The organism is Lysinibacillus sp. FSL K6-4013, from assembly GCF_038630435.1.
GTDB lineage: Bacteria > Bacillota > Bacilli > Bacillales_A > Planococcaceae > Lysinibacillus > Lysinibacillus boronitolerans.
Window position 1 is genome coordinate 536,287 of sequence record NZ_CP152031.1, and the last position, 25,791, is coordinate 562,077.

Sequence of the window (25,791 nt, forward strand, 5' to 3'; positions counted from 1 at the left end):
ATATAATAATATTCCGAATATTAATAGTATTCAGTTAAATTGATGCTATGAAGATTTCACAAGGGGAAATTCACAAATGAAGGGATGATGTGTTTTATGATGCAAGCACCATTAGTTTTAACTAGTTTTTTCAAACGAGCAGAGAGCTATTTTGCAAGAAAATCAATTATTTCACGGACAAGCCCACACAAAATACACCGTTTAACATATGGACAGTGGGCGAAAAGAACGCGTTGTTTAGCAGATGCCCTTACGAAGCTTGGGATGACAAGAGGAACAAAAGTCGGCTCCTTTGCGTGGAACCAGCATCGGCATTTAGAAGCCTACTTTGCTGTACCTTGCTCAGGGGCAATCTTACACATGGTAAATATTCGTTTATCAGAAGAGCATTTGATCTATATTATTAATCATGCAGAAGATGAGATTTTAATGGTCGATGTTGATTTATTACCGATCATTGAAAATATTGCGCCAAAACTTAAGACAGTGAAGCACTATATTATTATGACGGATGAACCAGCTTTACCCAAGACTACACTACAAAATGTTTTATCCTATGAGGACTTATTAGCTACCGCTGATGAAGAATTTCAATTTCCAGAGGATATTGACGAAGAAGCACCTGCCGGTATGTGCTATACAAGTGCCACGACAGGGAATCCAAAGGGAGTTGTCTATTCCCATCGGGGTCTAGTATTACACAGTATCATGCTGAGTATGTCTGACTCTATGGGGATTGCGGAAAGAGATGTTGTGATGCCAATTGTACCAATGTTTCATGCAAATGCATGGGGCTTACCTTTTGCTAGTGTTAATGTTGGTGCTACACAAGTTTTGCCAGGTCCACAATTTACATCAGCATTAATAATGGATTTAATCGAACAAGAAAAGGTTACATTAACTGCTGGTGTACCAACCATTTGGATAGGCGCCTTACAGGAGCAGGAAAAGAAAGAACGAGATATTAGTTCTTTAAGAGCGATCTGCTGTGGAGGATCGGCTTCACCAACTCGACTCATTCGGACATTTGAGGAAAAATACGGAATTCCTTATATTGTTGTCTACGGCATGACGGAAACTACACCAATCGTGGCATTGTCCAATTATATGTCGTGGATGGATGATTGGCCGATTGAAAAACGTATTGAAGCTCGAGCGATGCAAGGGATGACAATGGCAGGTATCGAATCTAGTATTATTAATGAGGCGGGTGAGGTTCCTTGGGATGGCGAAACGATGGGGGAATTACGTTTAAAAGGCCCATGGATTTCCGACGAATACTATCGTGATGAACGAACAGCAGATGCCTATCGAGATGGTTGGTTATATACTGGTGATATTGCAGTACGAACAGAGGATGGCTTTATTAAAATCACGGACCGTACAAAGGATCTTATAAAATCAGGTGGGGAATGGATTTCCTCTGTTGATTTGGAAAATGCACTAATGACGCATGATGCAGTTTTTGAAGCAGCTGTCATTGCCATGCCTCATGCTAAATGGCAGGAGCGTCCATTAGCTTGTGTTGTATTGAAAGAGGGACAATCAGTAACTGAACAAGAGCTTCTTGCCTTTTTAGAAAATCAATTTGCCAAGTGGTGGGTACCAGATGCAGTCGTATTTCTAGAAGAAATTCCAAAGACATCTGTCGGGAAATTCCTGAAAGCGAAGCTGCGAGATAATGTAGCTGAAATTTATCCTAAATCATTGGTATAGGTGAAAGAGCGATTTCCATAAATGGAAGTCGCTCTTTTTTTATTATTTAGCTAACATGTGGAAAACTTGTTCAACGTCTTTATCGCCACGACCAGAGATATTAATAATAATGCTTTCCTCAGGTGATAAAGTTGGTGCTAATTTTAGAGCATGGGCAACTGCATGTGAGCTTTCAAGAGCAGGAATAATACCTTCTACCTTAGAAAGTACTTGGAAGGCTTCTAAAACTTCTTCATTTGTCACGGTCACATACTCAGCACGGCCAATTGTTTTCAAATGGCTATGCTCAGGCCCAGCACCTGGATAATCTAAACCAGCTGCTATTGAATAGGTAGGAAGTGGATTACCTTCTGCGTCCTGAAGAACTAAACATTTGAAGCCGTGTAGCTCTCCTGGTGTTCCTTCGTTTAAGGTAGCAGCTTGATCCGGCTCTATTCCAATCAGACGAACATCTTCGTCTGCAATATAGTCAGCAAATGCCCCAATTGCATTACTACCGCCTCCTACACAGGCAAGAACAGCTGTTGGCAGCTTTCCTTCCTTTTCTAAAATCTGTTCACGACTTTCGCGGCTAATCACTGATTGAAAATGTTTAACCATTGATGGGAAGGGATGTGGTCCAACTGCCGAACCTAATAAATAGAATGTTGTTTCATAGTTTTCTACCAAGTCAGCAAATGCTTCATCTACTGCATCCTTTAAGCGGCCTTGCCCTTTATCAACCGCTACAACTTTTGCGCCGAGAAGTTCCATGCGAAATACGTTCAATGCCTGACGTTTTGTATCCTCCAAGCCCATATAAATCGTGCAATCCATTCCAAACATGGCACACGCTGTAGCTGTTGCTACACCATGTTGACCTGCACCAGTTTCTGCAATTACACGGTTTGCGCCCATACGTTTGGCTAGTAAAATTTGTCCTAATACATTATTGATTTTATGGGAGCCTGTGTGGTTAAGGTCTTCCCGTTTTAAATAAATTTTTGCGCCACCTAATTGCTTTGTTAAATTTTCTGCAAAATAAAGAGGGGATTTACGACCGACATATTCACGGAAATAGTAATCTAATTCTTGTTTAAAGTCATCATCTTCTTTATACTTTTGAAAATTCTCATCTAGTATATTTAAAACATTTTGAAGCTCCTTTGGAACAAAGCTTCCACCAAATTCACCGAAATATCCCTTTTTCTCTACTACTGTACTCATCTTTCCTCGACTCCTCTATGCTAATTTTTCCAAAAAAAAAGCCACTCCAATCCCTTATAAAAAGGACGAGTAACCGTGGTGCCACCTTCATTCGCAATTTTTGCGCGCTTTCCTGCTCCGGTAACGGGGAGCGAAACGGCCTTACATTTGATAAGGCTGCTCTGAAGTCCATTCACAAGTTTGTACTACTGGTTTGCACCAACCACCAGCTCTCTTGAAGTAACAATGCTTGCTACTACTCTTCTTCCTTGCATTTATTAGAAAGAATTGTAGAGTATTTTCAGAATAGTGTCAAGAAAAAAGACGAATCTAAAAAGACCCGTCAGTTAAATCAAACTTTTAAAGTGAAGGCGTTTGTTTAATACATACATAATCGGTGCACCTACAGCTAATACAACAAATTCACCCGCCGCGACTGTTAGCCAAGTCCAAAAGAATGGTAGCTCTAAAGCCAAGTTCAGCTCAAAGGCAATAATAAACATAGTACATGTAAAGAGCAATGTATTAATAATTAAACGTGCCCAAATATTTTTGACAAATTTGCAGATTAAAATAAACAGACCGAGTGTAATCATTGAATGACCTACACCAAACACTAAATCGTAAATGCCAAGTGGTGAAAATAGGTTAGAGATCAATACTCCAATAATAATCCCTACGGCAAAGCGTGGATTAAAGGCCACTAAATGGTTAAACATCTCAGAAACTCGGAACTGAACCTCTGTAAAACCAAATGGTGCAACAAGCATGGTTACAGCTATATAGAGAGCCGCAATGATACCACTTGCTGCTAAAAATTTTATCTTCATATTCATTTCTCCTTAGTTTTTTTTCGTGGGATGGTTACGAACCACGGTGCTTTCACACAAGTAAATATTTTATTATAGATATCTAGTAGAAGTCAAATGTCAGACTTTGTCTATAATGTCCTATCGTCGCAAAATTGTCATAAATATTTTTTACTATGTTGAAAAAAGAAATCGAATAACTAAAACAGCGTAGTTTAGCGGTTTAAAGCGCCAAATTAAATGAAAAACTAAAATATTTTGTCACTTTTAAAAGTCAGAACATTCATAATGTTGTTGACGGAGCTCGATAATAACGATAATATAGCGATACATTCACACTTTGTTTGGATAAAGTGCGATAGATATTCGAGAATATAATCGGGGGGATTATTTGTGAAAAGCAATGTAAAGAAGTTGTCATTCCTTCTTTTTGGATTAGTGTTGCTTCTTGCTGCTTGTGGTAGCAGTGGCTCAGGTACAACAGATTCAAAAGGAAATGAATCAAACAATGCAAGTGAGAGCGGAAATGCAGATGATAAAACATATAAAATCGGGATTACTCAAATTGTTGAGCATCCATCGTTAAACGCAGCAACGGAAGGCTTTAAAAAAGCAATTGAAGATGCAGGCTTAAAAGTTGACTACGATCCACAAATTGCACAGGGGGATAATAGCCTTAACACAACAATTGCTAACAATCTAGTAAGTGCAAACGTAGATTTAATTTTTGCAAACTCTACACCTTCTGCACAAGCCGCTGCAACAGCAACAAGTGATATTCCAATTATTTTTACATCGGTTACAGATGCTGTTGGTGCACAGTTAATTGACTCAATGGAAAAGCCAGGGAAAAATATTACAGGCACAATCGATTTACATCCTGAAACGATTTCTAAAACAGTAGCATTCCTAAAAGAACTTGGTGCGAAAAAGGTAGGGATGGTCTACAATGCAGGTGAGCAAAACTCAGTTGCACAAGTTTCAGAAGTGAAAAAGGTTATGGATGAACAAGGTTTAACGGTGGTAGAAGCATCAGCATCCACTTCCGCAGATGTAAAACAAGCGACAGAATCTCTAATTGGTAAGGTAGATGCTTTCTATATTATTACTGATAACACAGTAGTTTCTGCATTAGAATCGGTAATTGATGTTGCCAATACGAATAAACTACCATTAATCGTAGGAGAACTGGATTCTGTGGCACGTGGCGGTTTAGCCGCTTATGGTTTTGAATATTTCGATATCGGCTATGAAGCGGGTCAAATGGCTGTGAAAATTTTAAAAGGTGAAGCTACACCTGCCGATACACCCGCACAATACCCACAAAATCTGAAACTATTAATCAATAAAAAAGTTGCAGATGATTTAGGAATCGAAATTAAAGATTCTTGGGGTGCCGAAATTCTAGAACAGTAAAACGAAGCGGGGGAGAACTATCCCCGCTTTATCTTCATTTTACAAGCGATATAAATAATAAAGAGATTTAGGAGATGATTCAACGATGTTTTTAGCATTATTTGGCGCAGTGGAGCAAGGAATCATCTATGCAATTATGGCACTTGGTGTATATTTAACATTTCGGGTGTTAGATTTTCCGGATTTAACGGTTGATGGAAGCTTTGTAACAGGGGCGGCAACGGCAGCAACAATGGTTTTGCTTGGCTACCACCCAATCTTAGCGACTTTAGTGGCAATTGTTGCTGGATTTATTGCTGGATGTATGACAGGAATTCTTCACACGAAGGGAAAGATTAATCCGTTATTATCAGGGATTTTAATGATGATTGCTTTATACTCGATTAATCTACGTATCATGGGGTTAACTGCAGAAAATACGATAGGTCGCCCGAATATTCCACTATTAAACTCTGAAACCATCTTTTCGAAGTTTCAAGCTTTTTGGAGCAATTTAGGGGTCGATGCTGCTCTTAATAACCTATTAAAAGGCATAGGCTTTCAGCATGTACCAGGTACATGGAGTGTGCTGATTGTTGTATTAATCATCACGATTTTAATTAAGTTAATAGCAGACTGGTTCTTAAAGACAGAGGTCGGGCTAGCTATCCGAGCAACTGGTGATAATAAACGAATGATTCGCAGCTTCTCAGCAAATACAGATACACTTATCATTTTGGGGCTAGGACTTTCCAATGCACTTGTCGCATTTTCTGGAGCTTTAATCGCACAATACTCGAAATTCTCCGATGTTAGCATGGGGATTGGTATGATTGTGATTGGTCTCGCATCCGTTATTATTGGTGAAGCAATTTTTGGGACAAAAACTATTATCCGTACAACTTTTGCAGTCATTGCAGGAGCTATCATTTATCGTATTATATTAGCATTAGCATTACGTGTAGATTTCCTTGATTCAGGAGACATGAAATTAATTACGGCGATCATTGTTATTTTGGCGCTGATCTTACCGCAATTTATCAATAAGAATAAAGAACGTAAACGTAAAGCCAAACGAGCTGCAGAACTTTCGTAAGTAAAAACAGTAGAGAAGGGAGGAAAAGGCATTGCTTAAATTACATGGTATTAATAAGGTATTTAATGAAGGAACACCAGATGAGAAGATTGCACTTGCAGAGATAAACCTACATTTAAAGCCAGGTGATTTTGTGACAATCATTGGTAGTAATGGTGCAGGTAAATCAACGATGATGAACATGATTTCAGGTGCCTTAACACCCGATTTTGGGACAGTGTTAATTGATGGTAATAATGTGACAAGTTTGCCTGAATATAAACGCTCTCAATACATTGGTCGTGTCTTTCAGGATCCAATGGCGGGAACCGCGCCTACGATGACAATTGAAGAAAATCTAGCACTAGCATACTCTCGCAATAAGCATAGAGGGCTACGTAATGGTGTGGATAAAAAGCGTCGGGAATTTTTTAAAGAATCACTAGAGATGCTAGGTTTAAATCTTGAGAATCGCCTTTCTGCTAAGGTAGGCTTACTTTCAGGTGGGGAACGTCAAGCTTTGTCGCTTTTAATGGCTACCTTTACAAAGCCATCTATTTTATTGCTGGATGAGCATACGGCTGCACTTGATCCATCACGTGCAGAGTTAATTACTCGTATTACGAAGTATTTAGTGGAAAAAGATAATTTAACGACATTAATGGTAACGCACAATATGCAGCAAGCATTAGATTTAGGCAATCGTCTTATTATGATGGACAAAGGCCAAATCATTTTAGAAGTCGGTGAAGATCGCAAACATGAATTAACAATCCCTGATTTAATGGCTGAGTTTGAACGTATTCGTGGTGAAAAAATGAATTCAGACCGTGCTCTATTAGGCTAATAACGAAACGCTCATACAATAGTATGGGCGTTTTTTAGGGTAATAAAATGAAAGATAAACATAAAAAAGCCTCACTTGCAGTGAAGTGAGACTCTTCATTTTAAACGAGTAAGCCAAATAGTTGAATGTCGTTGTTTACTTCCTTGTATTTAAAGCCGAATTCATCCATTCGGGCAAGTAGTCCTTCATATTCAGCACGATCACCTAGCTCAATACCGACTAGTGCAGGGCCACTTTCTTTATTGTTTTTCTTCGTATATTCAAAGGTAGTAATGTCATCGTTTGGTCCTAGTACGCTAGTGAGGAATTGACGTAATGCTCCGGCACGCTGAGGGAAGCTGACGATAAAATAGTAAAGTAAGCCTTCATGAATAAGTGACTTTTCTTTAATCTCCTGCATCCGTCCAATGTCATTATTACCACCACTGATGATGACAACAACTGACTTACCTTTAATTTCTTCTTTATAAAAATCAAGAGCTGCCACTGATAATGCTCCAGCTGGCTCAGCGATAATCGCGTGTTTATTATATAGATCTAGAATGGTCGTACATACTTTGCCTTCAGGTACAAGAACTATATCATCTAAATAGCGACGACAAACATCATAAGTGTGGTGACCGACGCATTTTACAGCAGCACCATCCACGAATTTATCAATCCAATCAAGGGCAACTGCGCCACCTTCAGCAAAGGCAGCCTTCATACTACCAGCACCAGCGGGTTCCACACCAATAATTTTGCTAGAAGGAGAGAGATTTTTAATGTAGGCAGACACGCCTGACATTAAGCCACCACCACCAATACTACCGAATACGTAGTCGATAGGCTCCTCCATATCATTCATAATTTCTACGGCTACCGTCCCTTGACCAGCAATGACATCGAAATCATCAAATGGGTGAATGAAAATCTTACCATGCTCTTCACAATAGCTTAACGCGCTTTCAGCAGAATCATCGAATGTATCTCCCGCCAAAATAATTTCTACATATTCGCGTCCAAACATACGCACTTGGTCTATTTTTTGCTTCGGCGTTGTTTGAGGCATAAAAATGCTTGCTTGAATTTTTAATTGGGCACAGGCATAAGCTACTCCTTGTGCATGATTGCCTGCACTTGCACAGACAACTCCAGCATTGCGTGCTTCATCCTCGATTTTTTTAATTTTATAATAGGCACCACGAAGCTTGAATGAGCGTACATGCTGTAGATCTTCGCGTTTAATATAAATATTAGCTCCGTATTTCTCGGATAAATAGTCGTTTTTTTGTAGTGGTGTATGCACAACTACATCTTTTAAAAAATGATGTGCAATCAAGACATTCTCCACTTGCACGGTTCTAGTATCAGCAACTTCCATAGTATTCATCCTCCGTTATACGTTTAAAACATTTATCTATGATAGCACACTTTATTTGCTTTTTGTGATTAATTTTTAGTAAATTCTAAATTTTCCGTGTCTATTTTATGATGTAAGCGTTTTATCTTGATATAGCTAATTATTTTATAAAGAAGCAATGTCTCAGACCTAGAATTAGCTCAATTTAAGGGGAGAAAATCTGTTGTTTCAAATCTAAAAAATACAACTCTCATAACAAAAATGGTCAAGCATATACTAGATTAGCTTAGGCCAAGTAGGAGGGTATGTAGTGGAAATCATTCAAGGAATTTTATCAACATATTGGAAATTTTTTGATTTTGCGATGTGGCAAGAAGTATTAATGGACCCTGTCTCCTGGGGACTAATATCCTCATTAATTATTATAGAAGGTTTGCTGTCAGCAGATAATGCATTGGTATTAGCGGTACTAGTGAAACATTTACCAGATAAACAGCGAAAACGGGCATTAATGTATGGTATGTTAGGTGCCTATTTTTTTAGATTTTTATTTATTGGTATAGGAGTTTATCTCGTAGAATTTTGGTTTATTAAAGTATTAGGTGCTTTATATTTAGGCTGGCTTTGTATAGCTCATTTCCTTCATATAGGGAATGAGGATAGTGTGAAAGAGGTAAAGAGGTCAGGGTGGATGGTACGTCTTTTTGGCACGTTTTGGGCAACTGTCATTTCGGTTGAGCTAATGGATATTGCCTTTTCAATTGACTCAATTTTCGCTGCCTTTGCGATATCAGATCAAGTTTGGGTACTTTTAATAGGAGGGATGTTAGGGATATTAATGATGAGGACCATTGCAGGTGTTTTTTTAATCATTATCGAAAAAATTCCAGAGCTTGAAGCAACGGCCTTCATTATTATAGGTGTCATCGGCTTAAAAATGTTAGTGAGTGTCTTCAATGTCCATATACCTCATTATTTATTCTTCCTTTTCTTAGTGATTGCTTTTTCCATTACAATCATTGTGCATATGATGAAGAGAGTAAGAGCTGCCTAATTAAAAGTACTGTTCTCCAAAAATGAGAACAGTACTTTTTTTATTTTACATATTTATCTGGGTCAACAATATAGAACTTTTCAACATTTAGCCAGCTCTCACTCATTGGTTCGCCGTCATCAATACGTTTTTCAGTTTCCTGCATCATCCAACCAGTCTGAGATGCATGGGCTTGTAATGCTTTTAATTTGTCCATTCGCATTTCACGAATATCGTAAACAACATGTGGTTCTCCATTTTTTTCAATCGTATCATTGGCGAAGGCACAGCCGAATACTTGTGGACGAGCAGCCTTTGGCATACGACGTACAGCTTCAACTACCGCACGTGCTGTTGCTTCATGGTCTGGGTGGACAGCAAAGCCAGGTAAGAAAGTGAAAATTAAAGAGGGCATTAGTTCTTCGATTAGCCCTTCCATTAGCTTTACCATCTTCTCATCATCTTCAAATTCAATTGTTTTATCACGTAGACCAAGCATACGTAAATCTTGAATACCCATTGCCTCTGCTGCTGCAACTAATTCCTTACGGCGGATTTCAGGTAAAGACTCGCGCGTTGCAAAGGGTGGATTACCTAAATTACGTCCCATTTCGCCTAATGTTAAACAGGCATATGTAACAGGTGTATTCATTTTCTTTGTATAGTAGGCGATGGTCCCAGCAACTGAAAAAGCCTCGTCATCTGGGTGAGGGTACACAATTAAAATATGACGTTGTGGTTGTAAATTCAAATAGTCGTCCCCCTTAGTAAGTAAATGGCGTTTCACTAATTTCAAGTGCAATCGCCAATTTTCCAGAGTAGTCTAGTCCAGCCATTAATAAACGGCCTAAATCATCTAATTCGAAATGTGTAATGCCCTGAGCATAAACCCAGCCATGAGGTAATTTTAAACCAACACGATGAGGTGCATGATCTACAACCTTAGCAAGCTCATAATTAATTTTAGCATTACGAATAAAAGCACCTGCATTAAAAAACTGTTCATCATAGTGTGCTGCATAAGATCCGTTTGTCGTCTCAAGATGAATATAAACGTCTTTGTTGGCGAAAGAATTCAGCAATGTTTGCAACGTCTCTACTTGTACTTCTTGCATCTTAACACTCCTCTCGATCATTTCTCCTTTAAGTATAGTAAAAAAAATTCGCAAAGGGAAATTGATTGCTTTGATATGAAAAATTGATGATATGCATTTATATACCTCAGCGCCATGGGGGTCGGAATTTTTTGAGCGTGTGAAATTTGATCCTAGCATCGAGGGAAATAAATCATCATCTCTAAATCTATGACAAGTTCCTAAGCAATATTCTTGAAAAAATTATTGTAATGTATCAATATAGGGAATGTGGAAATAAATATGTACAAAATGTGTCGTTTCGTATTGTATCCGTTTTCACATCTGAAAAGATATTGCAACCATGATTTCTTCCTAATTCGTGTGTGTAGACAGCTCCAATTGTTGAAGGGAGTATTATTTCAGAAATAACGAATTCTATCTTGGTACAATAGATGACGTTCCTTGAACAGGCTATAATTGGTAGCTGTGAAAAAGGGAAGAAAGATGAAGCTCATTATCATAGTATAATAAAAACCGCGACTCTCTTTTATGACGGAGAGTCGCGGTTTTTTATTAAAAATTAGTGTAGGCTATGTATTTGTTAGTATCGATTAAGCTTTCGTTCTATTGTATCTAAACGATTATTAACATTTTGTAATTGTTTAAACATTTGCTTCATATAAAGATTTTGATCCTGTTTTTCATTATTTTTGGCATGTGCCAATTCTTCCTCCTCCTGCAGAGCTAATATTGTGGCAAGGGTGGATAAAGAGTAACCGAGTGTTAATACGATGGAAGCAATTACTTCAACTTTTGAAGAGGTGATTTCGCCAGCTAGTAAACCTGATTCTTCCGTTAAGTCCTCTACCTTATTTTTTTTCATTTTTTCCCCTCCCATACAGCTAATATATGGGGTGGGAAGCATTAACGTATCTTGTCCTATTTTAATCTTTATCTGATAGATGCTAATCATTAACGGATTGTTTAATGTTTGTAATTTTCTAATAATTACATTGATTTTTCCATTTAAATATAGCATTATAGTAGGAATAAACAAACGTTTAGAGGGGGAATTGATGTGAATAAGGACTTTAAATATTGTAAGGAATCAAGAGTGATGCGTACAAGTCGTGTGTTTCCAAACGATGTAAATAATCATAATACATTATTTGGTGGACGGTTGATGAGCGATATTGATCAGGTTGCTTCCATTTCGGCTGCAAAGCACAGCAGGAAAGATTGTGTCACAGCTTCAACTGATTCTGTTGATTTTCTACATCCCATTCGCCCTACAGATTCGGTTTATTTCGAATCCTATGTAACATGGACTGGAAGATCTTCCATGGAGGTTTTTGTCAAAGTTATTTCTGAAAACTTGAAAACTGGAGAGAGAAAGGTGGCAGCGACTGCATTATTAACATTTGTGGCATTGGATGAAAATAATAAACCAGCGCTGGTCCCACGAGTAATTCCTGAAACAGTAGAAGAGACAAAATTGCATGAAACAGCTTCAGAACGAGCGAAGGCACGTGCTGAACGTAAAAAGGAAAGTAAAGCGTTAGCGCAATTTATATCTATGAATGATCCATGGGATTATCGGCTAGAAATGATGGAGAATTATATGTAAAAAGAGGGATGTCTCAAATGACTTTGAGACATCCCTTTCATTTTTATATTTCTGTTACTGTTACGTGTGGAGCGCCGAAGCGAGATTTCGCTCCATGCATGACAGGTCCTACATAATCATTTAACGCCCAACCATGTGCAATAGCAGCAGATACAAACTCTTTTGCTTCAATGACTGAATCTTTAATAGTAAGACCGTTAGCAAGATTGGCTGTTACAGATGCAGCAAATGTACAGCCTGCACCATGGTTATTTGTAGATGCAACTTTTTCAGATTCTAATAAGTAGAATGCTTCACCATCAAAGAATAAGTCTGTTGCTTTTTCTGTAGCTAGGGCCTTTCCACCTTTAATGACAACAGCTCTAGCCCCTAGCTCATGGATTTTGCGAGCGGCCATCTTCATGTCGTCAATGTTTTTAGGTGTACCTATGCCAGCTAATTGTCCAGCTTCAAAAAGGTTTGGTGTTGTTACCGTTGCTAATGGTAAAAGATGCTGAATCATGGCATCTGTATTACCGGGATTCAGTACTTCATCGTCCCCTTTACATACCATAACAGGATCGATGACAACATTTGTAGTGCCTGAATTTGCGATAGCCTCTCCAGCAATACGGATAATTTCCTCTGTTGAGAGCATCCCTGTCTTAATGGCATCAATTCCTGTTGAAAGAGCTGTGTCAATTTGCTTTTGTAGTAAATCAGTTGGCAAAGGTGTGACGTTGTGTGTCCAGCCATTCGGTTCCATTGTTACGACAACTGTTAATGCCACCATCCCATATGTACCATGCTCCTGAAATGTTTTAAGGTCGGCTTGCATCCCTGCACCGCCTGATGTATCTGAACCAGCAATTGTTAATGTTTTTTTTAGAGTCATTTTTAAAGATCTCCTTTATTGTCTAGAGTTATAAAATTACCATCTAGTATAGTCTGATTCTGATTCTATAAAAATAGCCAGAATACTATATTTTTATATGGTCAGTTTCAACTGATGCTTGAATTCATCGTTAATTTTTTGTACCGTTGTAAGAAGAGAAAGGGGCTTAAAGAGCGATGAAACAAGTATTCCCGAATGATTGGCAAGAAGTACTCAAAGATGAATTAGAAAAACCTTACTATCAAAAACTACGTCAATTTGTCGCAAATGAATATTCGACACAAACCATTTATCCACCTATGAATGATGTAATGAACGCATTTTATACAACAGCATATCATGATGTGAAAGTTATTATTTTAGGACAAGATCCTTATCATGGACCTAATCAAGCTCATGGGCTAAGCTTTTCTGTTAAACCAGGTATTCCACATCCTCCTAGCTTACGGAACATGTTGCAAGAGCTACAGGATGATTTAGGCTGTCCAATTCCTCAAAATGGAACACTAACAAAGTGGGCTGAACAGGGTGTTATGCTATTAAATACGGTGCTTACAGTTCGAGCAGGACAAGCGAATTCCCATAAAGAACAAGGGTGGGAGCAATTTACCGATGCTGTTATCGATCTATTAGCTGCAAGGGAAGAACCACTAATTTTTGTATTGTGGGGTAAACCAGCACAACGCAAAAAGCAATTAATCCGAAAATATAAAACACCTCATGTCATACTCGAAGCGCCACACCCAAGTCCATTAAGTGCTTATCGAGGATTCTTTGGCAGTAAACCTTATTCAAAGATTAATCAGCAATTAGTAGAGTGGGGCAAGCAGCCAATTGATTGGTGTTTAGCATAGATTGGCACAAATCGTTTGCTTTATACGCTTTAGCAATCATGTTACATTTAATATAGAAGAAAGTGAGGGACATTGATGAAGGTGAATTGTTTTAAGTGTCAATTTTTTAAAGTAACCTGGGACCCTCAAACCCCACGCGCATGTTCAGCTTATGGCTTTAAAACAAAGCAAATACCATCCGTTGTTGTGAAGCAATCATCGGGTGTAGATTGTTTAAAATTCGTACCAAAAGTAGAAAGTGGGAGAATGTAATGATTTCTTATCAAGCTGTTATACAGCAACTTGAAAAACAATTATCTAACGCCAAAAATGCGGGAAATGATCAGCAAATTCGTGAGGCGCTTACAGCCATTCGAGCATTATGTGATGTGGTGTTAGATTCTTCAGGTGATGCACCATCTATCACTCCCCATAAGCACGTACCGCAGATGCTTGTGTCAGAGACAAAACCATCCTCTTTATATACAGCAAAGATCGAAGAAGATGGAGCAAATGGCGATTCGATTTTTGATTTTTAATCCATTTTAAAGGCAGGGTAACGAAAAATGAAAAGATTTATCGTGACAGGTGCTCTTCATGGCCTATTAGCAGTAGCATTCGGTGCATTTGGTGCACATGCTTTAAAGGAAGTTTTAGATGAATATAGTCGAGGTATTTGGGAAACGGCTGTGCAATATCAAATGTTTCACGCTACAGGATTATTAGTTATCGGTCTGTTAATGAGCTCTAAACTATTAGGTGAAGTGAAACAATTAAATCTAGCAGGTATTTTCTTTAACCTTGGGATTGTTTTCTTTTCGGGGAGCTTATATGTTCTGGCGATAAGTGGAATAAAAGTATTGGGAGCTATTACACCAATCGGTGGTGTACTATTTTTAGCTGGATGGCTACTTATTATTTTTACTGCTCTCAAGCATGCACGTTAATTTTAAGTTGACTCTCTTACATTATTTGTAGGAGAGTTTTTCTTTGTGATCAGTCATAATTTTAAGATAGGGATTTAAATCCTATCCATTTTGTAAGAATTTATAGTACACTACTACTATTACTTGCAATATTTCGAAAATACCAAAAGTGAGGTTATGTAGTATGGAAAAACTATTTACATTACTAGATGCTAACTATGATGAGATGGTAGGGATTCGCCGCCATTTACATGAATACCCTGAATTGTCCTTTGAAGAAGTGGAAACGCCATCCTATATAGCTACTTTTCATAGAGAATTAGGTCATGAGGTTCGAGAAGGAGTGGGAGGGCGCGGTGTCGTAGCGATATTACGTGGCAAAAAGCCTGGTAAAACGGTGGCATTGCGAGCGGACTTTGATGCATTAGCGATACAAGAAGAAAATGATGTACCTTACAAATCTAAAATAGCTGGGAAAATGCATGCATGTGGACATGATGGACATACAGCTACATTGCTTGGGCTAGCTAAGGCATTAAATGCGATGAGGGACGAAATTGAAGGCAATGTCGTATTTATTCATCAGCATGCAGAGGAAGTGGCACCAGGTGGAGCTAAGCCGATGATTGAGGATGGTTGTTTAGAAGGAGTAGATGTTATTTTTGGAACGCATTTATGGGCACCTACACCATTAGGAGAAATTTTAGTGAAAGATGGAGCCATCATGGCTGCCGCGGATAAAGTAGAAATAACGGTTCAAGGAAAAGGTGGACATGGCGCAGAGCCGCATCATTCCATTGATGCTGTTACCCTTTCCTCCCAATTCGTCGTCAATGCTCAACAGCTTGTCTCAAGACGTATTGACCCATTGAAATCAGCTGTTTTAACAATCGGTCATTTTGAGGCGATTAATCCGTTTAACGTTATTGCTGATCGGGTAGTATTGGCGGGGACAATTCGTACTTTTGAAGAAGAAGTACGCACACAAATGGAACAAGAGTTAGAAGCAGTATTAAATGCGACCTGTCTGGCATTTGGGGCAAGTTACGAATATCGTTACACAAGAGGTTATCCACCCGTTTATAACCATCAGAGCGAAACCGAGTTTGTGGCACAGATCGCGTCGACTATACCAGGGGTAGATCAAGTAATAACATGTCCTCCGTTTATGATTGGGGAAGACTTTGCGTATTATTTAGAAAAAGTACCTGGCACATTTTTCTTCACAGGTGCTAAAAAGTCTGAATGGGAAAAGGCCTATCCGCATCATCATGCACGCTTTGATTTTGATGAACGTGCAATGCTCATTGCAGCGAAAACCTTAGGTAAGGCAACTTTAACGTATTTAAAAGAAAAATGAGCATAGTGAATGATAAAAATCCGCATACGCCCATCGACTTTTGGTCAGTGAGTGTATTGCGGATTTTTACTCTAGAAGATAGAATTATGGATTTTGATTAAAGTAAGCCATTTCTTCATCATACTCAGCAAAATCGAAATAAATCATAGGGAAAAGAAAACGATGATTAGACTTAAGCTCACGAATAATGACATGATCTCGACCAGCAGCTTCTACCACACCACGAACAGTTTTTGTGTTTTTTCCCTGCTCTACTGCGTGCTCAAAAGAAAAATGGAAGGTAGCTGGTTTTCCACGATTCAAACGCAAAATATTTTCTATATAGGACTCCTCACGGCCTGGTGGTCGTCCGCTCGGGAGTGTGACTGGAGGAGGAGTCATTTGTTGTTGCGTTGTTGGTGTCCAATAATAAGGCATCATCAATTATCAACCTACTTTCTTTTTAAATTTGAGGACAATCTTGTTCAGTTGGCGAGAAAAAACAATGGGATTTGAATCTGCCAGTATTCCATTGGCCATACCATTGGGCAGGACAATCACCTGCTGGCATGAAAAACCACAAAGAGCGGGTAGCTGGATGAAATCTTTCACCCTGAATCACCCTTTTAGCTAACCGAATATCTTGATCACGTGCTCGTTGATAAAAATAACCCTTTTGTGTTGCCTCAAAGCCTCCCGGACGCTGATAAACCATTTGTTCAATTGTTCGAATATCACCAAAATCTAAACAATCACCTCTTACACGATTAACGCCAACATTCCCAACCATCAGCATGCCTAATTCTCCTTCACCTTCTGCTTCGGCACGCATTAGTCTTGCGAGTAGGGCTGTCTGTGCATCATTCGTCTTAATAACAGCGATTTTCATACCTCCTCGCAGACAGTATATGCATGAAGGTATTGTAGACATGTTCAATTTTGTTAAGAAAGACATTCACACATTAAAGTTACTATGCATATAGTAGTAATAACGACAAGTACGTAGAAATTACTTCGAAACCCTGCAAGATCCGATAGTTTTTTTATCAAAAAGGGTAAATAGAAAAAAATAGAATTAGGGGAACGTGAGATCAATGAATTGCATGTGTATCTAATACATGTGAGGTGATGGCTTATGGAAATTGGCGTTTGGTTTGGGATTCTATTAAGTGCAGTACTGGCTTTTCTATTAGGGGAGTTTTATGGACAGCCACTCCATTGGTATCTCTTTATTGTCATTATAGTGATTGGGTTTTTTATTCAAACGGTAATCTTAATTTTAAAAGTAAAGGACGAAGGCTCTTAATGAAGTGTACAAAAGAAAGTGTTGGGGTTAAGAAAGTGTCATCGCTGAAGGATGGCACTTTTTTATAGTGAGTATAAATGTTCTAGTGTGGAAAGCAAAGCATCAGGAAAAATGACTTTTCCTTAATAGGCGATGAATGCTTGTTTTAGCTGCTATTTCAATGAGACGTAATTATTCTTACCTTGCAAGTATATTAAAAATATACCGAGACATACTAAAAATGACTTAATTTTTGCTTTTATGAAGGAGCGTTTTCATGCGTATTTTTAGTATGTTTGTAGCGATCATCATCAGCGCTTTTCTGGCAGTTGGAATAGCAGAATATTATCATCAACCATATAATTGGTATTTAGTTTTTCTTATGATGCTAACTGGATTTTTTATTCACATTATTATTTTAATCTTCGAATCCGAAAATGCAGAAGAAAACGAAATTTAAAAATGCGAGTCCGCCAATATGGACTCGCATTTTTAATTAGATATTAAACAGTTAGGAATTTAACCAATTTTTCTTTATCAAGTAGGTTGCCGACGAAGAATTCCCCGAACTCGCCATAGCGTGCCGACACTTCGTCAAAGCGCATTTCGTATACTAGTTTTTTGAATTGTAGTACGTCATCAGCAAATAAAGTTACGCCCCATTCGTGATCATCGAAGCCTACAGAGCCAGTGATAATTTGTTTTACTTTACCAGCATAGCCGCGACCAATCATCCCGTGAGAACGCATTAATGATTTACGCTCATCCATTGATAGCATGTACCAGTTATCGTTCCCTTGACGGCGTTTATCCATTGGATAGAAGCATACATATTTAGCACGTGGAAGTTCAGGATATAGACGCGCACGTACATGTGGATTTTGGTAAGGATCTTCATTTGATTCGCCAGCTAAATAGTTTGAAAGCTCTACAACAGATACATAAGAGTATGTAGGAATTGTAAAATCTGCAATAGCTAATTTATTGAATTCCGCTTCAAGCTCTTGTAACTCATCCATCGTTTCACGCAATGTCATAATCATAAAGTCTGCTTTTTGACCAACGATTGCATAAAAAGCATGAGCACCTGTTTTAGCTACGTCTGCTTCGTTCAGTTTTTCTAAATAAGTAATAAACTCCTCTACTGCTGCTTGACGTTCCTCTGCAGAAACAAGTTTCCAAGATGCCCAGTCGATTGAGCGGAAATCATGTAAAGCGTACCAACCATCTAACGTAATTGCTGCTTCATTCATTATTGAAAACACTCCTTTATAAGTGAATACCATTCAAAAATTAGTTTATCATAGTTTGTACAAAATCCCTAAGTTCATGATAGTTATTCACGAATTTGACACCAACTAAAGATAATGTATTCTAAAGAGAAGAGATGTAATTAGAGGAGTACCAATATGAAACATATTTTACAACAGCCAATTTGGCGTTATTATGATCAATCCATTAGTGCGAAGCAAAGGTCACCGCTTGAATCTTTTGCGACGGACGATACGTTGTGCCAATTAGTTGGCCAATCGTTGTCTCCGCCAACAATTCGTACATGGGTGCATGAGGCATCTGTTGTACTAGGTATCCAAGACCACCGTTTACCTTATGTTCAGCAAGGTATGGAATTACTAGAATCTAGAGGCTATCATCCTATTGTTCGTAATTCTGGTGGATTAGCGGTTGTGCTAGATGAGGGAATTCTCAATATTTCCATTGTATTGTCTGAACAAAAAGAGTCACTCAGTATAAACGATGGCTATGATGTGATGGTTGAACTTGTGAAGGGATTGTTCCCAGAGGTAGCAGAAAAAATTGAGGCTTATGAAATTGTGGGCTCTTATTGCCCAGGTTCTTATGATTTAAGTATTGAAGGGAAAAAATTTGCTGGCATTTCACAAAGACGCTTACGACAAGGGGTGTCAGTGCAAATTTATTTATGTATTGAGGGAAGTGGCTCGCAACGTGCGGCCCTTATCCGTGATTTTTATGAACATAGCTTACAACAAGAGGAAACAAAATTCACTTACCCTCAAATCATGCCCGAAGTGATGGCTTCGCTATCAGAGCTTGTAGACCCAAATTTAACTGTAGAAGCTGTTGTTATTCGTCTACAACAACTACTTAATTATTGGGCCGAGGAAGTACGTCCACAGTCCTTCTACGATGAAGAATTAGCGTTGTATGGTTTTTATTTACAGCGTGTTTTTGAACGCAACACCAAAATGCTTGAACGAAAGTAAATGGGTTGATTATATGAAACAGAAAAAGCGATGCGGCTAATTTAGCGCATCGCCATTTTCTGGTTGATAAATAGAACTGCTAGTTACAAGATTTCCGTTCTTCTCCATTTTAAAAACGGGTGCAATTCGCTCTTCCTCTTCATCAAGCGTAACAAGACGTCTAGCACGGTTCATAATTTGAACAAATTGCTCGTAATCTTTGCGAATCGCTCGATTTTCTTCTTCTAGTTTTGTAATGGTTTTCTCTAGTTTTTTATTTTTCTCAGATGTTACATGGACAAGTTGTCGCCATTTTGAAGATTCATTTCCTACTTCACCAGAATGCTGTAAACGTAGTAAATAAGCTATGACAATATCAAGAGAAAGGGCAGATAGCGGAATTGATTTTCCTTCTGCGGCACTATTATTGACAGTAAACATACTAGAAGCACGGCGTCTTGCTGGTGCTCCCAACACTCGCATTCTCTCTTTTCTTTCCTTTTTAGCTTCTGCTAGTTGCTCCTCGTATTCTTTACGAACAACAGCATTCCAACGAAAACCACAGGCTGCAGCAGTACGATTTAATGCATCGCCTGCTTCTTCAAAGGCATTAAGCTGTGTACTACCTTCTGTTACATGACGGATTACAGCCTCTGCTAGTAATTCATCGTTTTCTTTTAACCAAGCATCTTGTCTTACTTTACTCATATTAAAATCCTCCCACCTTTATCTGGAACTTGTTATTTAAGACTAGCATGACCAATCTTTTAACCTTTTATTCATCTATGTAGAAGGAATTATGCTTGAATAGAAGGGGAAAAGTACGATACAATACCCGATGTAGGTTTGTACACATGCTGCATACTTAAATATGTGAAGGTCATGTGTTCAATAGAGCGATTATGTTTTGAAAAATACTATATAGAAAGGGTTGTTGACAAAATGGCAAACGAATTTAAAGTTTGCGATGAATGTCAGGCCGTTAACTTAAAGACGTTAATTCCAAAATTAAAGGAAATCGATCCTGATGCAACCATCGAAATTGGCTGTCATTCTTACTGTGGGCCAGGACGTAAAAAGACATTTACCTTTGTAAATAGCCGACCTGTTGCTGCATTAACAGAAGATGAACTAATGGAAAAGGTTTTAGCAAAATTAAAAAAGTAAAACTAAAAGCTATCTCTACTTGGGGGATAGTTTTTGTTTTGCTCATTTTTATATGTTGAGAAATTAGACCAATGTAGACTTAAAAATAATGATGAAAGTAATTGAAATAGGTTGTTAATATCTATAGAAAAATGGCAATAAGTATGCTAGTCCTAGATTTATCGCATATAATAGAACTATAACAAAATGGGGGTGCTATCCAAATGACATATGCAAACGCTAAATTAGAAGAAGAAAAGGTATTTAAAGACCCTGTACACCGTTATGTACATGTTCGAGATCAAGTGATATGGGATTTAGTGGGTACAAGAGAATTTCAGCGTTTACGTAGAATTCGTCAGCTAGGTACCACATTTTTAGTTTTTCATGGAGCAGAACACAGTCGCTTTAGTCATTCTCTAGGGGTTTATGAAATTGTACGCCGCATAGTAGATGATATCTTTGTAGGTCGTCCAGATTGGGATGAAAGCGAAAGATTATTAGTATTATGTGCAGCCCTTTTACATGATTTAGGTCATGGACCATTTTCCCATGCTTTTGAAAATGTATTTGAGCTTGATCATGAAGATTATACAAGGCAAATTTTGCTGGGGGATACAGAAGTAAATGCGATTTTAAAAAAAGTGGCAGATGATTTTCCAGAAAAGGTGTCCCAAGTAATTGAAAAGACATATCCAAATAAGCAAGTAATTAGTTTAATTTCGAGTCAAATTGATGCAGATCGTATGGATTACTTACAACGGGATGCTTATTTTACAGGAGTTAGCTACGGTCACTTTGATATGGAACGGATTTTAAGAGTGATGCGTCCACGAAAAAACCAAGTAGTGATCAAAGCAACAGGCATGCATGCGGTGGAAGACTATATAATGAGTCGTTATCAAATGTACTTACAAATTTACTTTCATCCTGTTTCACGAAGTGCAGAGGTAATTTTAAATAATATATTAAAAAGAGTAAAACAATTAAGCTTAGAGGGCTATACATTTAAGCATGAGCCTACTCATTTCCTGGCATTCTTCCGAAATACTATTACATTAGAGGATTATCTTGCGTTAGACGAGAGTATACTTTTTACATATTTTCAGTTATGGATGCAAGAAGAGGATGCAATTCTAAGTGATTTAAGTCGCCGCTTTGTCAATCGTAAGCTATTTCAATACATTGATTTAGATCCGGGGGTGGAGCTCAATAAATATCAAAAACTCCAAGAGCTTTTTAAAAAAGCAGGATTAAATCCCGATTATTACCTTGTACATGATACAACGGCAGATCTGCCATATGATTTTTACAGACCTGGAGAGGAAGAAGTGCGTGTACCGATTTTTTTAGAAATGAAAAATGGTGAGCTACGGGAGCTTTCACGTGAATCAATTATTGTTGATGCCATCTCAGGGCGAATGAAACGAGATCATAAAATCTATTTTCCATTAGATTTCTTAGAGGACGACTCTTCACATCCAACGATCAAACAACAAATACTAACATTGTTAAGAAGAGACGGAAAGTAAGTTGTTTCTGACAACATGATTTCCATGAAATCTTATAAAAAGGGTAGGGCACTCTAATGTGCTCTACCCATCTTACTATTATTTGTCGCTAAAACGAACGCCTGCAACGCCGTAATGGTTTTTAGACATTTCTTCAATAAAAACTGTTACATTTTCTGCAGGTGCATTAACTGTGCGAGATACTGCTTCCGTTACTTCTTTTACAAGAGCACGTTTTTGTTCCTCTGTACGACCTTCTAGCATTTTCACTGTTACGTATGGCATAATATTGCCTCCTTTATAGAATAATGTTGTATAGTTAGTTTATAAGAAAGTATAAACTTCTTACTTGCGTTGAGGCATATGCGCAATGGCGAAAATAGTGATTGTTTCGATAAAATATGCGTTGATATGCTTTCCTTTATAATAGCAGAATGGAGGATATTTAAGTATGACAAATGAAGAAAAACCAAAACAAAAAATGGGTTTTACCATTATAAAAAATGATCCAACAGATGGACATAAAGGGTTTGGTATCGGTTCACTTTCATTAGAGAATGTATCGCCCGTCATTATTGATGTAGAAGAGGGAACGGCTTCTGTTGAAATTGGTGCCATGCATGCACGAAGTGATGTAGAGCGTGGGATAAAATTTACAATGGACCGTGCTGATTCAGAGGGCGGAAAACCTTATTGGCTCGTGTGGGTGACGATAGACCATAAAGAAAATGGGCCATATTATGCGGGGGTTACAGCCTGTGAGATGGTTGTAAATCGGGAAAAAAGACGTGGCTATAAAATTCTAGCTGATCATGTGAATAAAATGGATAAATCCATGAAACGTCATATTATTGTTGAGCATATGGATGCATCATCTAAAAAAGTGTTAGCTACTTTCCTTGAACAACTTAATCCTGAAATGTGGGAACGTAGTGAGGAGCAATTGCGTCAAGACTTATTTGTCGAATAGACTCGTAATGATTGAACAATCTGTGACATTTTGCAATCGCTTTCGATATTAGGTTGAAAGTGGGTTTGAAACAAAGTACACTTGAGGCAGAGCTTACATTTTAGTAAGCTAGGACACTTGGTATCGCGAATGTGATGAGCGCTATGCGGCATTTGAATAACCCAAACCCAAGCCAAATGCCCCATGATGCTCATACTTCGCGGACCATAAAAAAGAAAAGCTTTCTGTTCCCACGGACACGTCTCCGGGGAAGAGAAAGCTTTTCTTTTTTCGTTATCAGTTACTTTGTCGAGAGCCTTCATAGCTTAAAACGTATTAGGTTTAAAAAGGTTTCCGAAATTATTTTGTTTTTAGTCCTTAAATATAGAGAAGGGTAGCATATTCCAAAATTCTCCCCATGTATTACTGTCGAGAATATCGAAATTTGTACATTTTTCGGTTGGCACATCCTTGGACTCTACATAGACAAGACGTTGTTTAGGACATGCGTCAGTCGCTAATTTACCTGTTTCAATATCAATGACAACGCCCTCTACACCTTTAGGTTTTTTGAAATCCTCATTTTTTGTACCTTTGTTGACCGTTTCCATAAAGTCAATCCAGATTTGCTTTGTTGCAGCAGTATCTTCTTTTGTCGTAAGATTTTTACCCTGATCATAGCCATTCCATACACCAGCAGTAAGTCTTGGTGTAAAACCGATTAACCATTGATCACTATTGGTAGAACCTGATTTAGCAGCATATGTGTGTGTCATACGTGATCGAATACTGATTCCTGTAGCAGGTGAATAGTCACTGAAAACCGGATCAAAAATACCTGTCATCATTTCTGTTAAGATATATGCATTTTCTTTAGAAATGGCTGTTTCAGCTTTGCTTGCAACATTTTTGTTTTCATAAATAACATCACCATGTGCATTTTTAATAGAGACAATGGTTGTTGGTGTTGTTTGCTGACCTTGCGACGCCAAAATATTATATGCATTTGTCATTTCATATAATGTCGTTTCAATCGTTCCTAGTGCAATGGATAAATTATCCTTCGCGCCAATCCCTACATTAAAACGGTTTGCCATATCATGAAACGCTTTAAAGCCAATATCCTCTAGGGTTTTTACTGCGTAAATATTATCTGAGATAGCAATAGCTTGTGCCATCGTCATATCATGATCTGCAAATTGACCATTAACGTTTTTAGGTGCATAAGTGCCACGCCCATTATCATAAGTAAATGTTGTTTCCCCAACATCTAAAAAAGTTAGTGGAGTGTAACCATTTTCAAGCGCAGCTGCATATAAGATCGGCTTAATAGTAGAACCTGGTTGACGTTTAGCTTGAGTAACTCGGTTAAATGAGCTTACTGAATAATCACGACCACCGACTAATGCAGTGACAGCTCCAGTTTTAGATTCCATACTCACGAACGCAGATTGCAAATCGTTGGCAGGCATGTTTTTGGCTACCGCTTCTTCAGCCGCTTTTTGATGCTCCAGATTAAGCGTTGTTTGAATCGTCCAGCCACCTTCACTAATATCAAGGTTTTTTGATTTTAAGATTTCACTGGCTTCTTGCCAAGCTACATCCAGGAAATAAGGGGCAACAGATTTGGTTGCAACCCAGCTATCATTTTTTAAAACAAGCTGTTCATTTTCAGCCCGCGTTTTTTCTTCTTGTGTAATGGCGCCTTGGTCTGCCATAAGTTTCAAAATAACGTGTTGACGATTGGTAGCCTTATCTAAATTGGCAATTGGTGAGTAAATACTAGGTCCTTTTGGTACGCCTGTTAGCATTGCTGCTTCGGCAAGCGTTAAATCACGGGCAGATTTTCCGAAATAAAAACGACTGGCAGCTTCTACGCCATACATACCATGGCCATAATATACCGTATTTAAATAGCCCTCTAGTATTTCGTCCTTGTCATAAAAAACTTCTAATCTATAAGCATACAGGGCTTCGTTTAATTTACGTGTCCAAGATTTTTCATGGGAAAGGTAAAGGTTACGAGCATATTGTTGCGTAATGGTACTCGCTCCTTGAACCTTACCACCAGCCTTAATGTCCACTAAAATGGCACCAGCAATACGTGAATAGTCGAAACCGCCGTGCTGATAAAAGTCTTTATCTTCTACAGCAACTACTGCTTCCTTTAAATAAGGTGACATCTCATCGAGGCCAACCCAATAACGTCGTTGATTTGTAAAGTGATCTCCAATTTGGTTCTCATTTTCATCTAAGAAAATAGAAGCCTTTGGTACGGTTAAAGGCGGTGCACCAGCCACTTGAACATAGATGCGGAGTGCGACAAATGCTACGACAATTGCAGATGTAAAGGCCACAAATAGCGTAAGGCCTTTGCGAGTGCGCTTTACACGCTGTTGCTTTCGATGATAGCTTTTTCGTTTCATCCGACTTCACCTCGTTTTCTCACAACTTCGAACTTAGCTTTAGTATGTGTTCGAACATTCATCTTTAATCGAAATTCTACCTAAAAACTATTGCACTTTATTCAAAAACATCTATACTTTTTTTGTACTACTTGAAATGCTGGCATTCGACAAAAAAATCGCACCTTGTAGATTT

30 protein-coding genes, 1 riboswitch and 1 other annotated feature are annotated in these 25,791 nt (G+C 38.3%); of the genes, 17 read left to right on the top strand and 13 right to left on the bottom strand.

What is annotated here, in order from left to right; translation table 11 throughout:
* Positions 1–96 precede the first annotated feature (96 nt).
* Positions 97–1,716 carry a long-chain fatty acid--CoA ligase gene (locus MHB39_RS02580; RefSeq protein ID WP_036078187.1) on the top strand — a complete coding sequence of 540 codons (1,620 nt, stop codon included), beginning with the start codon at positions 97–99 and terminating at the stop codon, positions 1,714–1,716.
* Positions 1,717–1,758: 42 nt separating this feature from the next.
* Here MHB39_RS02580 and trpB read toward each other — a convergent pair whose 3' ends face one another.
* Together trpB and MHB39_RS02590 are read right to left on the bottom strand one after the other, a co-directional pair.
* Positions 1,759–2,922: a tryptophan synthase subunit beta gene (gene trpB, locus MHB39_RS02585; protein ID WP_016993395.1), complete on the bottom strand. Its 1,164-nt coding sequence runs from the start codon at positions 2,920–2,922 to the stop codon at positions 1,759–1,761.
* A gap of 58 nt (positions 2,923–2,980) precedes the next feature.
* Positions 2,981–3,180, bottom strand: a binding site (T-box leader).
* A gap of 68 nt (positions 3,181–3,248) precedes the next feature.
* Positions 3,249–3,731 (bottom strand): QueT transporter family protein, encoded by a 483-nt coding sequence (locus tag MHB39_RS02590; RefSeq protein WP_016993393.1) that lies wholly within the window; start codon positions 3,729–3,731, stop codon positions 3,249–3,251.
* 6 nt (positions 3,732–3,737) lie between these two features.
* Positions 3,738–3,782: riboswitch (PreQ1 riboswitch) on the bottom strand.
* 321 nt (positions 3,783–4,103) lie between these two features.
* Between MHB39_RS02590 and MHB39_RS02595 the strand changes: the two genes are divergently transcribed.
* The 3 genes from MHB39_RS02595 (at position 4,104) to MHB39_RS02605 (ending at position 7,027) form a co-directional block, all read left to right on the top strand.
* Positions 4,104–5,126, top strand: coding sequence for an ABC transporter substrate-binding protein (locus MHB39_RS02595; protein WP_016993392.1), 1,023 nt, complete (start codon positions 4,104–4,106; stop codon positions 5,124–5,126).
* 85 nt (positions 5,127–5,211) lie between these two features.
* Positions 5,212–6,201, top strand: a complete 990-nt coding sequence (locus MHB39_RS02600; protein ID WP_342545766.1) for an ABC transporter permease — start codon at positions 5,212–5,214, stop codon at positions 6,199–6,201.
* Between the two features lie 31 nt (positions 6,202–6,232).
* Positions 6,233–7,027, top strand: a complete 795-nt coding sequence (locus MHB39_RS02605) for an ABC transporter ATP-binding protein (protein ID WP_036078189.1) — start codon at positions 6,233–6,235, stop codon at positions 7,025–7,027.
* Between the two features lie 100 nt (positions 7,028–7,127).
* Here MHB39_RS02605 and ilvA read toward each other — a convergent pair whose 3' ends face one another.
* Positions 7,128–8,390 carry a threonine ammonia-lyase IlvA gene (gene ilvA / locus MHB39_RS02610; RefSeq protein ID WP_036078191.1) on the bottom strand — a complete coding sequence of 421 codons (1,263 nt, stop codon included), beginning with the start codon at positions 8,388–8,390 and terminating at the stop codon, positions 7,128–7,130.
* A gap of 289 nt (positions 8,391–8,679) precedes the next feature.
* On the opposite strand from ilvA, the gene MHB39_RS02615 reads away from it, so the two are divergent.
* Complete coding sequence (locus MHB39_RS02615) at positions 8,680–9,423, top strand: TerC family protein (protein WP_016993388.1); 744 nt, start codon at positions 8,680–8,682, stop codon at positions 9,421–9,423.
* A 40-nt stretch (positions 9,424–9,463) separates the two neighbouring features.
* Here MHB39_RS02615 and bshB2 read toward each other — a convergent pair whose 3' ends face one another.
* The 3 genes from bshB2 to MHB39_RS02630 all read right to left on the bottom strand — a co-directional run bounded on the left by bshB2 (position 9,464) and on the right by MHB39_RS02630 (position 11,361).
* Positions 9,464–10,153 carry a bacillithiol biosynthesis deacetylase BshB2 gene (gene bshB2 / locus MHB39_RS02620; protein ID WP_016993387.1) on the bottom strand — a complete coding sequence of 230 codons (690 nt, stop codon included), beginning with the start codon at positions 10,151–10,153 and terminating at the stop codon, positions 9,464–9,466.
* A 13-nt stretch (positions 10,154–10,166) separates the two neighbouring features.
* Positions 10,167–10,517, bottom strand: a complete 351-nt coding sequence (locus tag MHB39_RS02625) for a YojF family protein (protein ID WP_016993386.1) — start codon at positions 10,515–10,517, stop codon at positions 10,167–10,169.
* Between the two features lie 562 nt (positions 10,518–11,079).
* Positions 11,080–11,361, bottom strand: coding sequence for a hypothetical protein (locus MHB39_RS02630; RefSeq protein WP_016993385.1), 282 nt, complete (start codon positions 11,359–11,361; stop codon positions 11,080–11,082).
* Positions 11,362–11,556: 195 nt separating this feature from the next.
* Between MHB39_RS02630 and MHB39_RS02635 the strand changes: the two genes are divergently transcribed.
* On the top strand, positions 11,557–12,105 hold the full coding sequence (locus tag MHB39_RS02635) for an acyl-CoA thioesterase (RefSeq protein WP_016993384.1): 549 nt from the start codon (positions 11,557–11,559) through the stop codon (positions 12,103–12,105).
* Between the two features lie 43 nt (positions 12,106–12,148).
* On the opposite strand, the gene thiD is transcribed toward MHB39_RS02635, so the two are convergent.
* On the bottom strand, positions 12,149–12,979 hold the full coding sequence (gene thiD / locus MHB39_RS02640; RefSeq protein WP_342545767.1) for a bifunctional hydroxymethylpyrimidine kinase/phosphomethylpyrimidine kinase: 831 nt from the start codon (positions 12,977–12,979) through the stop codon (positions 12,149–12,151).
* Positions 12,980–13,155: 176 nt separating this feature from the next.
* Here thiD and MHB39_RS02645 point away from each other — a divergent pair, with 176 nt between their 5' ends.
* From MHB39_RS02645 to MHB39_RS02665, 5 genes are all read left to right on the top strand, one after another.
* Positions 13,156–13,833, top strand: a complete 678-nt coding sequence (locus tag MHB39_RS02645; RefSeq protein WP_342545768.1) for a uracil-DNA glycosylase — start codon at positions 13,156–13,158, stop codon at positions 13,831–13,833.
* A 75-nt stretch (positions 13,834–13,908) separates the two neighbouring features.
* Positions 13,909–14,085, top strand: a complete 177-nt coding sequence (locus MHB39_RS02650; RefSeq protein WP_016993381.1) for a hypothetical protein — start codon at positions 13,909–13,911, stop codon at positions 14,083–14,085.
* The gene (locus MHB39_RS02655; protein WP_016993380.1) at positions 14,085–14,351 is read left to right on the top strand and encodes a YwdI family protein; all 267 of its coding nucleotides are present in this window, start codon (positions 14,085–14,087) and stop codon (positions 14,349–14,351) included. The genes MHB39_RS02650 and MHB39_RS02655 overlap by 1 nt, the downstream gene beginning before the upstream one ends.
* 27 nt (positions 14,352–14,378) lie before the next feature.
* Complete coding sequence (locus MHB39_RS02660) at positions 14,379–14,759, top strand: DUF423 domain-containing protein (protein WP_016993379.1); 381 nt, start codon at positions 14,379–14,381, stop codon at positions 14,757–14,759.
* A 163-nt stretch (positions 14,760–14,922) separates the two neighbouring features.
* Entirely contained in the window at positions 14,923–16,098 is a 1,176-nt protein-coding gene (locus MHB39_RS02665) for a M20 family metallopeptidase (RefSeq protein ID WP_342545769.1), read from the top strand.
* 84 nt (positions 16,099–16,182) lie between these two features.
* On the opposite strand, the gene gerQ is transcribed toward MHB39_RS02665, so the two are convergent.
* Positions 16,183–16,518: a spore coat protein GerQ gene (gene gerQ, locus MHB39_RS02670; protein WP_004227629.1), complete on the bottom strand. Its 336-nt coding sequence runs from the start codon at positions 16,516–16,518 to the stop codon at positions 16,183–16,185.
* 22 nt (positions 16,519–16,540) lie between these two features.
* A complete protein-coding gene (locus tag MHB39_RS02675; RefSeq protein ID WP_004227631.1) occupies positions 16,541–16,966 on the bottom strand; it encodes a cell wall hydrolase in 426 nt (141 codons plus the stop codon).
* 246 nt (positions 16,967–17,212) lie between these two features.
* Here MHB39_RS02675 and MHB39_RS02680 point away from each other — a divergent pair, with 246 nt between their 5' ends.
* Both MHB39_RS02680 and MHB39_RS02685 read left to right on the top strand, forming a co-directional pair.
* Positions 17,213–17,383, top strand: a complete 171-nt coding sequence (locus tag MHB39_RS02680; RefSeq protein WP_342545771.1) for a hypothetical protein — start codon at positions 17,213–17,215, stop codon at positions 17,381–17,383.
* A 256-nt stretch (positions 17,384–17,639) separates the two neighbouring features.
* Positions 17,640–17,822: a hypothetical protein gene (locus tag MHB39_RS02685; RefSeq protein ID WP_016993376.1), complete on the top strand. Its 183-nt coding sequence runs from the start codon at positions 17,640–17,642 to the stop codon at positions 17,820–17,822.
* Between the two features lie 43 nt (positions 17,823–17,865).
* On the opposite strand, the gene hemQ is transcribed toward MHB39_RS02685, so the two are convergent.
* The gene (gene hemQ, locus MHB39_RS02690; protein ID WP_016993375.1) at positions 17,866–18,615 is read right to left on the bottom strand and encodes a hydrogen peroxide-dependent heme synthase; all 750 of its coding nucleotides are present in this window, start codon (positions 18,613–18,615) and stop codon (positions 17,866–17,868) included.
* 156 nt (positions 18,616–18,771) lie between these two features.
* Between hemQ and MHB39_RS02695 the strand changes: the two genes are divergently transcribed.
* A complete protein-coding gene (locus MHB39_RS02695; protein WP_342545773.1) occupies positions 18,772–19,605 on the top strand; it encodes a lipoate--protein ligase family protein in 834 nt (277 codons plus the stop codon).
* Between the two features lie 36 nt (positions 19,606–19,641).
* Here MHB39_RS02695 and MHB39_RS02700 read toward each other — a convergent pair whose 3' ends face one another.
* The gene (locus MHB39_RS02700; protein ID WP_004227650.1) at positions 19,642–20,292 is read right to left on the bottom strand and encodes an RsfA family transcriptional regulator; all 651 of its coding nucleotides are present in this window, start codon (positions 20,290–20,292) and stop codon (positions 19,642–19,644) included.
* Between the two features lie 234 nt (positions 20,293–20,526).
* Here MHB39_RS02700 and MHB39_RS02705 point away from each other — a divergent pair, with 234 nt between their 5' ends.
* Positions 20,527–20,751 carry a DUF1450 domain-containing protein gene (locus MHB39_RS02705; protein ID WP_004227652.1) on the top strand — a complete coding sequence of 75 codons (225 nt, stop codon included), beginning with the start codon at positions 20,527–20,529 and terminating at the stop codon, positions 20,749–20,751.
* Positions 20,752–20,954: 203 nt separating this feature from the next.
* A complete protein-coding gene (locus MHB39_RS02710) occupies positions 20,955–22,262 on the top strand; it encodes an HD domain-containing protein (protein ID WP_036078208.1) in 1,308 nt (435 codons plus the stop codon).
* 78 nt (positions 22,263–22,340) lie between these two features.
* Here MHB39_RS02710 and MHB39_RS02715 read toward each other — a convergent pair whose 3' ends face one another.
* Positions 22,341–22,526 (bottom strand): 2-hydroxymuconate tautomerase, encoded by a 186-nt coding sequence (locus MHB39_RS02715; protein WP_004231516.1) that lies wholly within the window; start codon positions 22,524–22,526, stop codon positions 22,341–22,343.
* Between the two features lie 166 nt (positions 22,527–22,692).
* Here MHB39_RS02715 and MHB39_RS02720 point away from each other — a divergent pair, with 166 nt between their 5' ends.
* The gene (locus MHB39_RS02720; protein ID WP_016994179.1) at positions 22,693–23,211 is read left to right on the top strand and encodes a YwhD family protein; all 519 of its coding nucleotides are present in this window, start codon (positions 22,693–22,695) and stop codon (positions 23,209–23,211) included.
* A 350-nt stretch (positions 23,212–23,561) separates the two neighbouring features.
* Here the strand turns inward: MHB39_RS02720 and MHB39_RS02725 are convergent, their stop codons facing one another.
* Positions 23,562–25,616: a PBP1A family penicillin-binding protein gene (locus MHB39_RS02725; RefSeq protein WP_342545774.1), complete on the bottom strand. Its 2,055-nt coding sequence runs from the start codon at positions 25,614–25,616 to the stop codon at positions 23,562–23,564.
* Positions 25,617–25,791: the final 175 nt, after the last annotated feature.